Here is a 13,074-nt window from a genome sequence, read left to right on the forward strand (position 1 = left end):
TCGGTCAGCGCGCCGAATCGGGGCGCTCACCGGCCTGCTCGGTATCACTGTCGGCCTCCGGCTCGGCGACCGCCGTGCTGGTGGTCGCCAGCTCCTCCTGCTGCTCGGCTTGCTCGGCCGCCTGGACCAGGTCTGGCTCGTCGCCGAGGTCATCGCCCTGCCCGGCCACCGGCCAGTGGGTGAACTTGCGCAGCACGCCACCCAGACGCTCGCGCATCTCGCCCCGTGGCACGATCATGTCCACGGTGCCGTGCTCGAGCAGGAACTCGCTGCGCTGGAAGCCTTCAGGCAGCTTCTCGCGGACCGTCTGCTCGATGACCCTAGGGCCGGCGAAACCGATCAGTGCATTGGGCTCTGCCACGTTGAGGTCGCCGAGCATCGCCAGTGACGCCGAGACACCCCCGAACACCGGATCGGTCAGCACCGAGATGTAGGGCACGCCGGCCTGCTTGAGCTTCTCCAGGGCCGCCGAGGTCTTGGCCATCTGCATCAGCGAGAACAGCGCCTCCTGCATCCGTGCGCCGCCGGAGGCGGAGAAGCAGATCAGCGGGATGCCTTCCTCAAGGGCGACGGTCGCGGCACGCACGAACTTCTCGCCCACCACGGCCCCCATGGAGCCGCCCATGAAGGTGAACTCGAAGGCCACCACCACCACCGGCAGCCCTTCCAGGGAGCCGCGCATGGCGATCAGCGCATCCTTCTCCCCGGTCTCCTTCTGGGCTGCCGACAGGCGGTCCTTGTATTTCTTGGAGTCACGGAACTTGAGGCGGTCCACCGGCTCGAGGTTGGCGGCGATTTCCTCTCGCCCCTCCTTGTCCAGGAACCAGTCCAGCCGCTTGCGGGCGGTCAGCCGCAGATGATGGTCGCATTTGGGACAGACATTATGGTGCTTCTCCAACTCGGGGAGATAGAGCACCGCCTCGCACTTGGGGCACTTGCGCCACAGGCCGTCAGGCACGCTCGCCCGGCGATCCTTGCGCTGGATACGGCCCACCGAGGGCACGATTTTGTCTAGCCAGCTCATGTCAGAAACACTTCCGTATAGGCTGATGCCCCCGGCGGCACCGGGGACAGGGTCGATTCGGTTGGCGACGGGCGCGGATCAGGCGTCCAGCGCCTGGCGCATCTCCCCAAGCACCGCCTTCAGGGCGGCCGGGATCGCCTCGGGACGTTCGGCGTTCTCGGCGATGCGGTTGACGAGCGCCGAGCCGACGATCACGCCATCGGCCACCTTGCCCACCTCGGCCGCCGAGGCCCCGTCACGGATACCGAAACCCACGCACAGTGGCAGGGCGGTCATCTCGCGCAGCGGCGCCAGGTGCTCCGCCACATCCTCGGCATTGAGGATGGCCGAGCCGGTCACGCCCTTCAGCGAAACATAGTAGATGTAGCCCTCGCCGTGGGCGCATATTGTAGCGGCCCGTGCGCGCGAAGTGGTAGGGGCGACAAGGAAGATCGAGGCCAGCCCGCGGGCCTTGAGCAGCGGCCCCACCTCGTCGGCCTCCTCTGGCGGCATGTCGACGATCAGCACGCCGTCGACGCCGGCCTCGGCGGCCTGGTCGGCGAAGGTCTCTAGGCCGATGCGTTCCACCGGGTTGAGGTAGCCCATCAGCACCACCGGGGTCTCCCCGTCGGTCTGACGGAACTCGTGCACCATCTCGAACAGGTGGGAGAGGCGCACGCCGTGCCTAAGGGCGCGCTCGCAGGCCTTCTGGATCACCGGCCCGTCGGCCATGGGGTCCGAGAACGGCACCCCCAACTCGATGACATCGGCCCCCGCCGCCACCAGGGCGTGCATGAAGCCGACGGTATGCTGAGGGGCCGGGTCACCGGCCGTGATGTAGGGAATCAGCGCGCGGCGGCCCTCGGCCTTGAGCGCGGCGAAGCGTTGGTCGATACGATTCATGGTCTGGGCCGTCATCTAGAATTCGATCCCGTCGATCTTTGCCACCGTCATGATGTCCTTGTCACCACGACCGGAGAGGTTGATCACGATGTTCTGGTCGGGACGCATGGTGGGGGCCAGCACCTTGGCATAGGCCAGGGCATGGGCGGACTCCAGGGCCGGCATGATGCCCTCGACGCGGGTCAGTTCGCGGAAGGCCTCTAGGACCTCCGTGTCATTGGCGGCCACATAGTTGACCCGCCCCACATCCTTCCACAGCGCATGCTCGGGCCCCACGCCGGGGTAGTCCAGGCCCGCCGAGATCGAGTGGGTATCGGAGACCTGGCCGCCCTCGTCGGACATCAGGTAGGTCCGGTTGCCGTGCAGCACGCCGCGGGGCGCGCCGGACGCCAGGGGCGCGGCGTGACGGCCGGTCTCGACGCCATCACCGCCCGCCTCGACACCGTACATGACGACATCATCGTCCTCGACGAACGGATAGAAGAGGCCCATGGCGTTGGAGCCACCACCCACGCAGGCGATCAACGCATCGGGCAGCTTGCCGAACTCCACAAAGGATTGCTCACGCGCCTCGCGCCCGGCCACCGCGTTGAAGTCGCGCACCAGCATCGGGTAGGGGTGCGGCCCGGCCACGGTGCCGATGATATAGAAGGTGTCGTCGACATTGGTCACCCAGTCGCGCAGCGCCTCGTTCATGGCGTCCTTGAGTGTGCGGGTACCGGACTCGACCGGGATGACGTTGGCCCCCAGCAGGCGCATGCGATAGACGTTGAGCTTCTGGCGCTGCACGTCCTCGGCGCCCATGTAGACCTCGCACTTCAGCCCCAGCCGCGCCGCCACGGTGGCCGTCGCCACGCCATGCTGGCCGGCGCCGGTCTCGGCGATGACCCGCGGCTTGCCGCTCTTCTTGGCGAGCAGCGCCTGACCGATGGTGTTGTTCACCTTGTGGGCGCCGGTGTGGTTGAGGTCTTCGCGCTTGAGCCAGATCTGTGCCCCACCGAGCTGCTTCGACCATCGCTCGGCATGATAGAGCGGTGACGGGCGGCCCACATAATGGGCCAGGTCATAGTCGAATTCCGCCTGGAAGGCCGGGTCGTCGCGAAGACTCAGGTAGGTCTTCTCCAGCTCATCCAGGGCGAAGCTCAGGGTCTCCGAGACAAACCGGCCGCCGTAGGCGCCGAAATGGCCGCGGGCATCCGGCAGTCGGGTCAGGTCACTGAACTTGCTCACGAAAGACACCTCACAGGGTCGCCAGAAGGGGTGTAGGGGGAACAGGGTGTAGCGATCACTCAAGCGCCTAAACGCTCGTTATCGGCCTGTCGCACGGCCTGCAGGAAGGCCGCCATGCGCGCGGCATCCTTGACGCCGGGGGCGGCCTCGATGCCGCCGGAAACATCCACGGCGAAGGGGGCCACGGCCGCGATCGCCTCGGCCACGTTATCCGGCGTCAGGCCTCCGGCGAGGATAACAGGTTTTGCCAGGCTTGCGGGGATTCGCGACCAGTCGAAGGTCTCGCCGGTGCCCCCCGGCACCCCCGGCCGATAGGCGTCCAGCAGCAGTCCCCGCGCCCCGTCATAGGCTTCGACGGCGTCGTGGAGATCGAGGCCATCGCGCATGCGCAATGCCTTGATCCAGGGGCGCCCGGCGGCCATGCAGGTCGCGGGGGACTCGCCGCCATGAAACTGCAGCAGGTCCAGGTACTCGGCGCAACGCGACACCAGCGTTGGGTCCGGGTCGACGAAGAGCCCGACCCGGGTGACGAAGGCCGGCACCCTGGCGCAGAGCTCGGCGAGTCGCTGCTCGTCGATGGCCCGCTTGCTGCCCGGCCAGAGCACAAAGCCCAGGGCATCGGCGCCCGCGGCCACGGCTGCGTCGACGTCCTCGGGACGCGTCAGGCCACAGAACTTGATGCGGGTGCGAGTTACAGCGGAGGGGTATAATGGCAAAGCAGGCTCTCCCGGCACAGGCAGCAATCTTGAACGACAGCAAGGCTGCTGACGAGGATACCATGGCTGACGGCAAAGCCGGCCAGTGTGGCCGCTGAAGAAGGTCAACCCCAACGGGAAGCGCCAAGAGCAACAACGAAGCTCGAACAAGGGCTATAAAGAATATCAGGAATGTTGCAGTAAACCGTGCCTTTCCAGTTCAGACACAAAAGCCAGGAGGTCGCGGCGAAGCTCGGTGTCGGGGACCGAATAGCGCTCTTGCAGCCGGGACAAGGCTGACTCAAGGCTATCGCTCTGCAGCAGGGTCCGCCACATGTCGCCGGCGATATCGTCGAGCCTGAAGCAGGCGGCCGTGGCGTTCGGGTCAACAGGAAATTCCGCCACCGCCAAGGCACTGCCGAACTCGCACCAAAGCGCACGCGGCGCCACCTGAAACGCAGCACCTGTCGTTGCCAGCAGAGCTGGCCGCCCCAACGCCTCGGGCGATGCCAGCGACCGGAGGTCCTCGGCCTCCTTCCTTCGCTTGAGAGAAAGCGAGGGCGGAAGAAGGTTCCAACTGGCGCAGTAGCAGCCTGCGTCGGCATCCCAGAACTTTGCCTGTGGCTCACACCAGGCAAAGGCTACGTACTCGGCAATGCCGAGCCAGTAGGCGCTCTTTCCGACGCGTTCTTTTCGCTGCTCGAGCCACTGCGGATAAGTCTCGCCAAAGCGCTGTGGCGCCACGTCGTGAAGATCCACCGCATTGAGGCACGCCTCCACACCGGGCTCGGCGCGCTGGATGGCCTCGCACAGGCCGGCGGGTGCATAAAGAGGGCAGAAGATGACCGAGCCAAGGTCACGGCTTGTCAGAAACTGTCGAAAGCGCAGCCCGGACAGGGCACAGTCGTCGACGATCACCCAGGTTTGCGACTTGCCGTCATCCAGCGGATCACCGGGTACACCGACCTGATCCGGGCGTAGACCGAGACAATAGGAGAGCATTCCCAGCACGATCCAGCCGCCGCGCGGGATAGCCGTGAAGCGAAAGCCATCCAGTCCATCATGCGCGAAGCGCGATTTCAGCCTTGTGGCAAGAGCCGCGGCAGCTTCTTCGGCCTCGGCATAGCCCACAAAGCGGTGGCCATGAATCACATCGTAGAGCTCAGCAGAGAGATTCTCCAGCAGCATTCTCTGGCGAGAGGTGAAGTGACCGAATGCGGCCAGCAATGGCGCGGGCCTGGCACGCGCCACCAGGCGCACGTCATCAAACTCATTCCACAATTCGTTGGCCTCGAGGCCCGCGAAGAGCGCTTCGAGAGCCGACTCCGGATCAGGGCATTGCGTGAATGACAACAACGACTCGACGCCCTGATGGGCGTCGAGCAACAGGAATGCATCTACCTGGCGATGCATGTTCATATCAGCGGTTAAGTGCTTAGCCGCTAAGACCATCGGGCGTGATGCTGCCACCATCCCGACCTTCAGAATTGCCGGGCAGCACGTCACCGCCGGGCCTGGTCTGACCGACCTGGGTGATGTCGGCCACGGCTCCCCACTGACTAAGCTGTGGAGCACGATACTCGCGACGCTCGGTTTTCTTGATTTCCATAGTCTTGCCCTCTGCCTGTGTAGCCTGCTTGATCGCAGCCACATGACTGATGACTGGCAGCGCCAGCGTCCAATCCCACGGGCACTGGATGCTGCTGCCGTCGACTGTAAGATTATGTGTCTCAGGCAAGGCACTCAATATCAGAAAGGCATGATTTGATGCACTTTCAGGTACGAAATATTTCCCTCTCGACGTCACCTCGCATTGTGAAAATTTCATGCCCAGTATCGGCGCAGCCACAGTTCCAGCGACAGCGTGGGCCAGAGGTCAAAGATCGGCTCCTTGCCCCCAACGAAGCGCTCGAAGCGTGCTTTCAATGCCGGTTCGTCAATGCAGCCGAGGTCGGCACAGCGGCTATTGGTCAGCAGGTCCAGGACCTTGTCATGCGCCCTCCCCCGCAGAGCATCGACATAGAGACCTTCTGGCGACACCTTGCCGATCGAGCGAATGGCCTCATCGGGCATGATACCCACCATGGCACGGCGCGCGATTCTCTTGGGCTCCAGCACGGTTCCGACAAGATGCTGCGGGCACGCCAGGATGAAGTCGGCCACTCGCCGGTCGCTCCAGGGGTCGGCCAGGCCCACTCCGTGCCTGGCGGTCATTCGCTCTGCATAGCCAACCCCCCGAACCACCAGCGGCGACGCGATATGAATATAGCGGTCACGAGCCGCTTGGCGAGGCCAGGCCCGGGACGCCAGGTAGTGCGGCTCGACCGCCGGCAACCCTTTCCTGTCAAGAAAGCCCAGAGTCACGTGCCTCTCGGCATGCCGTGACGGAGATGCCTGCAGTCTCTTCAAGCTCGCTTCGCTGTCTTTCTCGCCTCGTAGAGAGTCCAGCCAGGTGGCGGGATGATGACCTTTCAGCAGGTCAAGGATCATCGGTCGCAGCAGGTAGCGTGTCACTGCCTCTTGGCGCCCAAGGGATTGGATTCTGGCCAGCCGGGCGAGATTTCGGCGTACCTCGCCGAAGTGACCGCCCAGCAGGATCCCGGGCACATCGTCGACGCTGCCGCCGCAGATCACATCGCCGCGGAACCCGTAGAACATGGTGCTCACACCGTCCCTGGCCGCCGCCGTGAGGGACCTTTCCATGAACGGCTGAAACATGGAAAAGAACGGGTCATCTTCGTGGGGTCGATTGAGATGATCATCTACCAGGGGGGAAGTCTGCTCGGCCGGGATCTCCGTGACCGGCATCCGGAAGTGGTCGGCAATGCGATAGATGGTTTCGCTTTCATCGCACTCGGCAAAGGCTTCAGGGAATACCCAGCTGTAGGCGCGCATCGACGGAAGGTCCTCGCCTTGCTGGCGAAGCCAACCGGCCAGAGACGCCACACAGGTAGAGTCGACCCCACCGCTCAGGCTGATGCCCACGGGATCACGCGCCCGCATGCGGGCGCGTACCGATGTCGTTAGAATCTCTCGCAGATGCGCCGCATAGTCGCGTTCGTCTCGATAGCGGATTCGCGACTCCGGGTCCGGCTGCCAGAAGATTCTGCTGCGTTTGACGGCCGATGCGTCGATGACCACCTCCTCGGCGGGGCGGACTTCATCGATGCCCGAATAGAACACTTCGCCCGGAGGCGTCTGCATGCAGCAGAGGTGCCAGGCGACGGCACGCTCGTTGAGGCGACGGGGCACCCCGGGCACGGCAAGGATCTGCTGGATCTCACTGGCAAAGAGGATGCGATTCTCTTCGAGGCGAAAGTAGAGTGGGCGAAGCCCCATGGCATCTCTGGCCAGGTGAAGTCGTCGGTGCCGGCCATCCCAGAGTGCGTAGGCAAAGTCACCCAGGAGCCGGGAGGGCCCCTCTTCTCCTGCCTGCGCCAGCGTGCCGAGCATCAGTTCGACGTCCGTTGCCCCCTTGCCAACTGACTGGGCAGAGGCCGCAGCGCATTCATCACGATTGTCAAGCCGGGCATCCGCCAGGAACAGCAGCCCGTGGCGGTCTTCACGCGCCAGATGACAGGCACCCGTACCATCCGGTGTGACATCAAGGGAGAGAGAGGCCAACCCCACCGGGCCATCGAGATGGAACTCGACGCTGCTGGGGCCTCGGTATGCTGCCCGCCTTGCCATCTGCTCGAGTTGGACTCTGTCGACCGGCCTTCCGTCGAGGTGGATGATTCCGCATATGCCACTCATGACAACTCGCCCCTCACACCAAACCTTCTACCGGAAAACCCACGACGCTGGTTCTGCCCAACTTGGTCGATGACCAATAGGCATCGCCCACTCCCGGGCTCCGAGGGGTGCTCTCGCCGCCCTAGCGCTACTTACGGAATGTAGCAGAAAACGAACATAGACTTACGTTGACGTGCCAAAGAGATCACTACCGACTGACAAAAACTACCTCACTGCCGACGTAACTTCTGCCACCGAGCAACCACGCCGAAACTCGACCATCGGGCACTCGGGCAGCGTGCGTTCGCCGGTCCATTCGCCCAGGAAGGCCAGCAGGTTGGGGCCCAGCGGTTCGCGGGGCAGCCCCCACTGCTCGTCATAGAGCGAGTCGACGAAGTGCAGGCCGCAGGCCGGGGCGGTGACGTCGGCGAGCCGCCGGTCCTTCAGGGCCATCAGCTCGATCAGGTAGTCATCGCCGCGCTCGCCGCGCCCCACCGTGACCAGGGCACCGACGATATTGCGGATCATGTGGTGCAGGAAGGCGTTGCCCTGGACGTCGATGACCACCAGCGGGCCATGGCGGTGCACCTCGATGAAGTGCAGGTGGCGCCAGGGGGTCTTCGACTGGCAACCGGCGGCACGGAAGCTCGAGAAGTCATGCTCGCCCACCAGCGCCTGGGCGGCCCGATGCATGGCCTCGGCATCCAGGGGGTCGCGACACCAGGTGGCGTTGGCCCGCTCCAGCACCGGGCGGCTCGGCTGGTTGAGGATCACGTATCGGTAGCGCCGAGCCAGGGCCTTGAAGCGGGAGTGGAAGCTGTCGGGGACCGGCTTCACCCAGCGCACCGCGACATCCCGGGGCAGGTTGGCATTGACGCCGAACACCCAGGCCTTCTGCGAGCGAGGCACCGGGGCATCGAAATGGATGATCTGGCGGGTGGCATGCACACCGGAGTCGGTGCGGCCGCTGGCATGCACGGTGATCGACTGGTTCGCCACCTTGGCCAGCGCCGCCTCCAGCGCCGCCTGCACCGAGGGGGCGTGCTTGAGTCGCTGCCAGCCGCAGTAGGCGCTGCCGTCGTACTCCACCCCCATGGCCAGGCGGCCAGTCAGGGGGTGGCGGTCATCGAGGGATCGGAAAAGGGTCATTCGGCCTCATTGCACGGATTGATCCAGCAATTCACGGGCCTCCTGCCTAGCCTCCGGGTCGTCGGACTCGTCGATCAGGCTCTCGAGCAGTGCACGGGCCTGCCCGGCCTCGCCGGCGTCCAGCAGGCGCCGCGCCTCGGCTAGGGTCGACGTGGAGGAAGCCGCCGCGGAAAAGTGGGCATTATCCCGCGACAGCGGCGGGAAGGCCACCTCCTCGACGTCCCACTCCTCGGGCATGTCGCGCTCGGCCCTGATGCCGGGCATGGCATTCGGTGACTCGTCGTCTCCGTCAGCGGACGAAGTGAACTCAACGCTGGGCTGCATGGGCGTCTCCTCCCGGGGCGCCGGGCGCTCCTCCAGCGTCGGGGGACGATAGTCGATGATCTCTCGCCCGTCATCCGCCTGGCGGCTGGCCAGGGGTACGCTCGGAAGCTCGTCAGCCGGTTCAGGCTCCTGCTCGCCCGACACCTCGTGGGGCTGCTCGACCTCTCCGGACGCCTCGCCGTCCAGGTCGGACGACGCCTCAGCATCCTGCCGCGGGGCGTCATCCTCCTGCGGCTCCACTTGGGGGCCCGGCTCCAGCTCCGGAGGACGATAGCGCGCCAGCGGATCGGCCTGCTCGCCGACCGGGGCTGCTTCGTCGGGCATCGCCTGGCTGGTCGAAGCCCCCTTCGGCGCCTCGGCGGAGGGGGTGTCACGAGAAGGAGTGTCGCGAGAGGGGGCCTCGCGGGACGGCACGTCGTCCGTCGCGGGCTCGTCATGGGCATCTGCGTCACCCGGCGCATCATGTTCATCGAAGCGGCGCGGGGGAAGCTCGTCGGCCTCGGGGAAGACCGCACGATCGGCCGTCGTTTCCGCCACGGGCGCTGCTGCCGGGGCGGATGGTGCACTGCGGACATGGCGCTCCATCAGCCTGGCAACCTCGGCCTGCACATCCGGGTCCCCGCCGGCGCGCAGCTGCTCGGCCTGGCGCGCCGCCGCCGCATGTTCGCCCTGCTCGAGCTGCACCCGCAGCAGCTTGAGCCTCAGGTCATCACGGCCGGGCTCCCGTGCCAGGCTGGACTCCAACAGTTCGCGCGCCTGGTCGTAGCGCCCGTAGGCGATGAAGATGTCGGCCTCGTTGATCGCCTCGGCCTCGGGCATGGAGGCGCGCACCGGCGCTTCCCTCTCCTCGCCGCGCACCTCGGCCTCACGCGCCTGAGCCTGGGGGCTGCCCGGCACCACCACGCCACTGGCCGCGGGATCCACCGCGCGTGCCTCGTTGAACACCGGCGCCGGCTCGCTCTCCTCGCGGCGGCGCCGGCGCACCAGGGCCCACAGCGCCAGCAGTGCGGCCAGCCCGGCGCCCCCCAGCATCAGGTTGCGGTCGGTACCGCCCTGGTAGAGCGCACCCCACCAGGGCGCCTGCTGGGAAGAAGCCTGCTCGCTGCCGGGGGCCACCACCCCACCGCTGCCCGGGGCATCGGCGCCCTGCCCCCCGGCAGTGATCGTGGCCAGCTGGTCTCGCATGGCCTCGAGCTCCTCGCGCAGGTCACCGAGCTGGGACTGCAGCTCGTCGCGCTCGCTGCGAACCACCTCCAGGGCCTGGCGGTTCTCGAGCCAACGCGCCTCGAGGCGCAGCAGCCGCTGGTCCTCGGTGAGCTCGCCGCCACCCTGGATCAGCGCCAGCACTTCGGGGTCGATGAACGGCCCCTCCCCTTCACTCCCCGCCGGCATGGCCAGGGAGTCGGCAGCCGCTTCCTCCTCTTCTTCTTCCTCCTGCGTTGCACCAGCAGACGATTCGCCTTCCTGCTGGTCCGAGACGCCCTCGACCGGCACCACACCCTCGGCGGCCACCTCGGCATCGCTGAGCAGCGTCAGCCGCTGCCCCTCCTCGCTGGTCGCGTCCTCGCCATCGATGGCGGCATCGCTGGAGGCCGTCTCGACCGCCTCGGGCTGCACCTCGTCGGCGGGCTCGGTCGATGTCCCCTCCTGCGACGGGGCGCTGGCCACGGCCGACGCCGGCGCATCAGAGGGACCGCCCAGTGCCACTCGCGCCGGCGCACCGCTGCCGCGATTGGCCCAGGCCTGATTCATGGCCTGGACCACACGGCCTGCCTCGGCGGAGGAGCGCGCCGCGATGGCCTCGCGAGACGGCACCACCAGCGTAAAGCCGGCCCGCATGGCATTGATGTTGCCGGAGGGAAAGACCTCCGGGTTGGCCTCCACCAGGGCGACCATCATCTGGTTCATGCTGATGCCGCTGTCCGGGCGCAGCCGGCCGGCCACGGCCCATAGCGTATCGCCATTGCGCACCCAGGCGGGATCGCCCGAGCCGGCGCCGGACGTGCGCGCCACCGGGCGGGAGGAAGACTCTGCCGCCGGGGCGGACGAGCGCGGCGTGGAAGCGGCCTCCCGCGGCGCGGTCGAGGACGCCGCGACCAGCGCCGGAAGCTGGTCATAGTCGGGGGGGTCGAGGAGCAGGGTCACTTCCCGCAGCTGCTGGCCGCCTGGCCAGTCGAAGCGCAGCAGCAGGTCGACCCAGGGTTCACGTACGGCCCGCTCGGTAGTCAGGTCGACCACCAGGCGCCCCTGCCGTTGCGTCACGTCCATCTTCACGCTGGCCGCCAGCGGAGTCCGCGGCAGACCCGCCGCCGAGAAGGCGCGAGCATCGGCCACCGAGACATTGAGCAGCTCGGCCTGCAGGCCGCTACTGTCGGTCAAGGGGATGCTCGCCCGCAGCGGCGCATTGAGCGTCGAGTTCACCTCGGCCTCCCCCAGGCCGAGGGCCAGCGCCAGCGGGCTGGCGGCGGAGAGCGAAAGCAGCATGGCGAGTGTCAGCTTGCGTTTCATCGGGTTCCCTTGCGTCGTTCCACTGCGCCCCGCCGACCCGGCGGTGCCTGGTAGTATATTCTTAGTGATTATGGTGACTATGTATCATATTCGCTGCGCCGGCGCGCTCCCGGATCACCATCGGTCATCATACTTTCAACATAAGCCATTGATCGCATGGCACGCGAATCTCCCTCGCTAACGACCAACGAAAGCGGGACGCCACCAGGGCGTCCCGCTTTCGTTCACGCGGTCATGGGCAAGTGCACGAGAGTTACTGCTCCCGCAGGATCTTCAGCATCCGCTTGAGCGGCTCGGCGGCGCCCCACAGCAGCTGGTCACCGACGCTGAAGGCGGAGAGATACTCGCCCCCCATGGCCAGCTTGCGCAGGCGGCCGACCGGGACGCTCATCGTGCCGGTGACGGCGGCGGGCGTGAGGCCGTCGATGGTGGCCTCCTTGTCGTTGGCAATTACCTTGACCCAGTCGTTGTGACGGGCCAGGCAATCCTCGATCTCGTCGATCGGGACGTCCTTCTTGAGCTTGATGGTGAAGGCCTGGCTGTGGGAACGCATGGCACCGATGCGCACGCAGAGCCCATCGATGGGAATCGGGTTGTCCTGGAGGCCGAGGATCTTGTTGCTCTCCACGGAGCCCTTCCACTCCTCCTTGCTCTGGCCATTGTCGCGCTTGACGTCGATCCAGGGCAGCAGGCTGCCGGCCAGCGGTGCACCGAAGTTGTCGGTGGGGAAGTCACCGCTGCGCATGGCCGCCGTGACCTTGCGGTCGATGTCGAGGATGGCGCTGGCCGGATCGGTGAGCTCATCGGCCACGCTGTCACGCAGGCTGCCCATCTGGTTGAGCAGCTCGCGCATGTGCTTGGCGCCGGAGCCGGAGGCCGCCTGATAGGTCATGGAGGTCATCCACTCGATCAGGTCCGCCTCGAAGAGACCGCCGAGGCCCATCAACATCAGGCTAACGGTGCAGTTGCCGCCAACGAAGGTCTTGGCGCCCTTCGCCAGCTGGGCATCGATGACGTGCCGATTGACCGGGTCCAGGACGATGGTCGCCTCGTCGGCCATGCGCAGGGTGCTGGCGGCATCGATCCAGTAGCCCTTCCAGCCACCCTGGCGCAGGTCGGCATAGACCTTCTCGGTGTACTCACCGCCCTGGCAGGTAACGACCACGTCCAGTGACTTGAGGGCTTCCAGGTCGAAAGCGTCCTTGAGCGGAGGCACATCGACGCCGACATCGGGACCGTCCTGGCCGACCTGGGAGGTCGTGAAGAAGATCGGCTCGATGCCCTTGAAATCGCCATCCTCAAGCATCCGTTGCATCAGCACGGAACCGACCATGCCACGCCAACCGACAAAACCGACTTTCAACATGTGAAGCCCTCTAGATAAGCAAGTGTGGGGAGCATTATACACCAGCCTCCTCGCTCAGACAGCCGGAGGCCGGGACTACCCCAGCCACTATCCCAGGACTGACAGTTTTCATGCTTGGCATGGCGAGCCCAGCGTTTACAATTTATTTACAAAAAAGGTGC

General features: G+C 65.9%; 10 protein-coding genes. All 10 read right to left on the reverse strand.

Going from position 1 to position 13,074, the window contains the following annotated elements:
• Positions 1 to 4: 4 nt before the first annotated feature.
• The 10 genes from accD to asd all read right to left on the reverse strand — a co-directional run bounded on the left by accD (position 5) and on the right by asd (position 12,913).
• Complete coding sequence (accD, locus tag QLQ86_RS13520) at positions 5 to 1,024, reverse strand: acetyl-CoA carboxylase, carboxyltransferase subunit beta (protein ID WP_282817289.1); 1,020 nt, start codon at positions 1,022 to 1,024, stop codon at positions 5 to 7.
• 78 nt (positions 1,025 to 1,102) lie between these two features.
• Positions 1,103 to 1,906 (reverse strand): tryptophan synthase subunit alpha, encoded by an 804-nt coding sequence (trpA, locus tag QLQ86_RS13525; RefSeq protein WP_282817290.1) that lies wholly within the window; start codon positions 1,904 to 1,906, stop codon positions 1,103 to 1,105.
• A 15-nt stretch (positions 1,907 to 1,921) separates the two neighbouring features.
• Entirely contained in the window at positions 1,922 to 3,136 is a 1,215-nt protein-coding gene (gene trpB, locus QLQ86_RS13530) for a tryptophan synthase subunit beta (protein ID WP_282736580.1), read from the reverse strand.
• 59 nt (positions 3,137 to 3,195) lie between these two features.
• Positions 3,196 to 3,852 carry a phosphoribosylanthranilate isomerase gene (locus tag QLQ86_RS13535; protein WP_282817291.1) on the reverse strand — a complete coding sequence of 219 codons (657 nt, stop codon included), beginning with the start codon at positions 3,850 to 3,852 and terminating at the stop codon, positions 3,196 to 3,198.
• Positions 3,853 to 4,017: 165 nt separating this feature from the next.
• A complete protein-coding gene (locus QLQ86_RS13540; RefSeq protein WP_282817292.1) occupies positions 4,018 to 5,244 on the reverse strand; it encodes a PqqD family protein in 1,227 nt (408 codons plus the stop codon).
• Positions 5,245 to 5,266: 22 nt separating this feature from the next.
• The gene (locus QLQ86_RS13545) at positions 5,267 to 5,659 is read right to left on the reverse strand and encodes a hypothetical protein (protein ID WP_282817293.1); all 393 of its coding nucleotides are present in this window, start codon (positions 5,657 to 5,659) and stop codon (positions 5,267 to 5,269) included.
• Positions 5,656 to 7,587 carry an asparagine synthetase B family protein gene (locus tag QLQ86_RS13550; RefSeq protein WP_282817294.1) on the reverse strand — a complete coding sequence of 644 codons (1,932 nt, stop codon included), beginning with the start codon at positions 7,585 to 7,587 and terminating at the stop codon, positions 5,656 to 5,658. The genes QLQ86_RS13545 and QLQ86_RS13550 overlap by 4 nt, the downstream gene beginning before the upstream one ends.
• Positions 7,588 to 7,791: 204 nt before the next feature.
• Positions 7,792 to 8,715, reverse strand: a complete 924-nt coding sequence (truA, locus tag QLQ86_RS13555; protein ID WP_282817295.1) for a tRNA pseudouridine(38-40) synthase TruA — start codon at positions 8,713 to 8,715, stop codon at positions 7,792 to 7,794.
• A gap of 6 nt (positions 8,716 to 8,721) precedes the next feature.
• Entirely contained in the window at positions 8,722 to 11,547 is a 2,826-nt protein-coding gene (locus tag QLQ86_RS13560; protein ID WP_282817296.1) for a FimV/HubP family polar landmark protein, read from the reverse strand.
• Positions 11,548 to 11,800: 253 nt separating this feature from the next.
• The gene (gene asd / locus QLQ86_RS13565) at positions 11,801 to 12,913 is read right to left on the reverse strand and encodes an aspartate-semialdehyde dehydrogenase (RefSeq protein WP_282817297.1); all 1,113 of its coding nucleotides are present in this window, start codon (positions 12,911 to 12,913) and stop codon (positions 11,801 to 11,803) included.
• Positions 12,914 to 13,074: the final 161 nt, after the last annotated feature.

Origin of the sequence: Halomonas rhizosphaerae (assembly GCF_030012485.1) — a bacterium.
In the GTDB taxonomy this organism is placed as follows: domain Bacteria; phylum Pseudomonadota; class Gammaproteobacteria; order Pseudomonadales; family Halomonadaceae; genus Halomonas; species Halomonas rhizosphaerae.

What these genes read in the sequence shown, in the direction of transcription:
- accD (WP_282817289.1), bottom strand. Translation starts at nt 1,024, where the DNA reads ATGAGCTGGCTAGACAAAATCGTGCCCTCGGTGGGCCGTATCCAGCGC.
- trpA (WP_282817290.1), bottom strand. Translation starts at nt 1,906, where the DNA reads ATGAATCGTATCGACCAACGCTTCGCCGCGCTCAAGGCCGAGGGCCGC.
- QLQ86_RS13540 (WP_282817292.1), bottom strand. Translation starts at nt 5,244, where the DNA reads ATGCATCGCCAGGTAGATGCATTCCTGTTGCTCGACGCCCATCAGGGC.
- QLQ86_RS13545 (WP_282817293.1), bottom strand. Translation starts at nt 5,659, where the DNA reads ATGAAATTTTCACAATGCGAGGTGACGTCGAGAGGGAAATATTTCGTA.
- QLQ86_RS13550 (WP_282817294.1), bottom strand. Translation starts at nt 7,587, where the DNA reads ATGAGTGGCATATGCGGAATCATCCACCTCGACGGAAGGCCGGTCGAC.
- truA (WP_282817295.1), bottom strand. Translation starts at nt 8,715, where the DNA reads ATGACCCTTTTCCGATCCCTCGATGACCGCCACCCCCTGACTGGCCGC.
- QLQ86_RS13560 (WP_282817296.1), bottom strand. Translation starts at nt 11,547, where the DNA reads ATGAAACGCAAGCTGACACTCGCCATGCTGCTTTCGCTCTCCGCCGCC.
- asd (WP_282817297.1), bottom strand. Translation starts at nt 12,913, where the DNA reads ATGTTGAAAGTCGGTTTTGTCGGTTGGCGTGGCATGGTCGGTTCCGTG.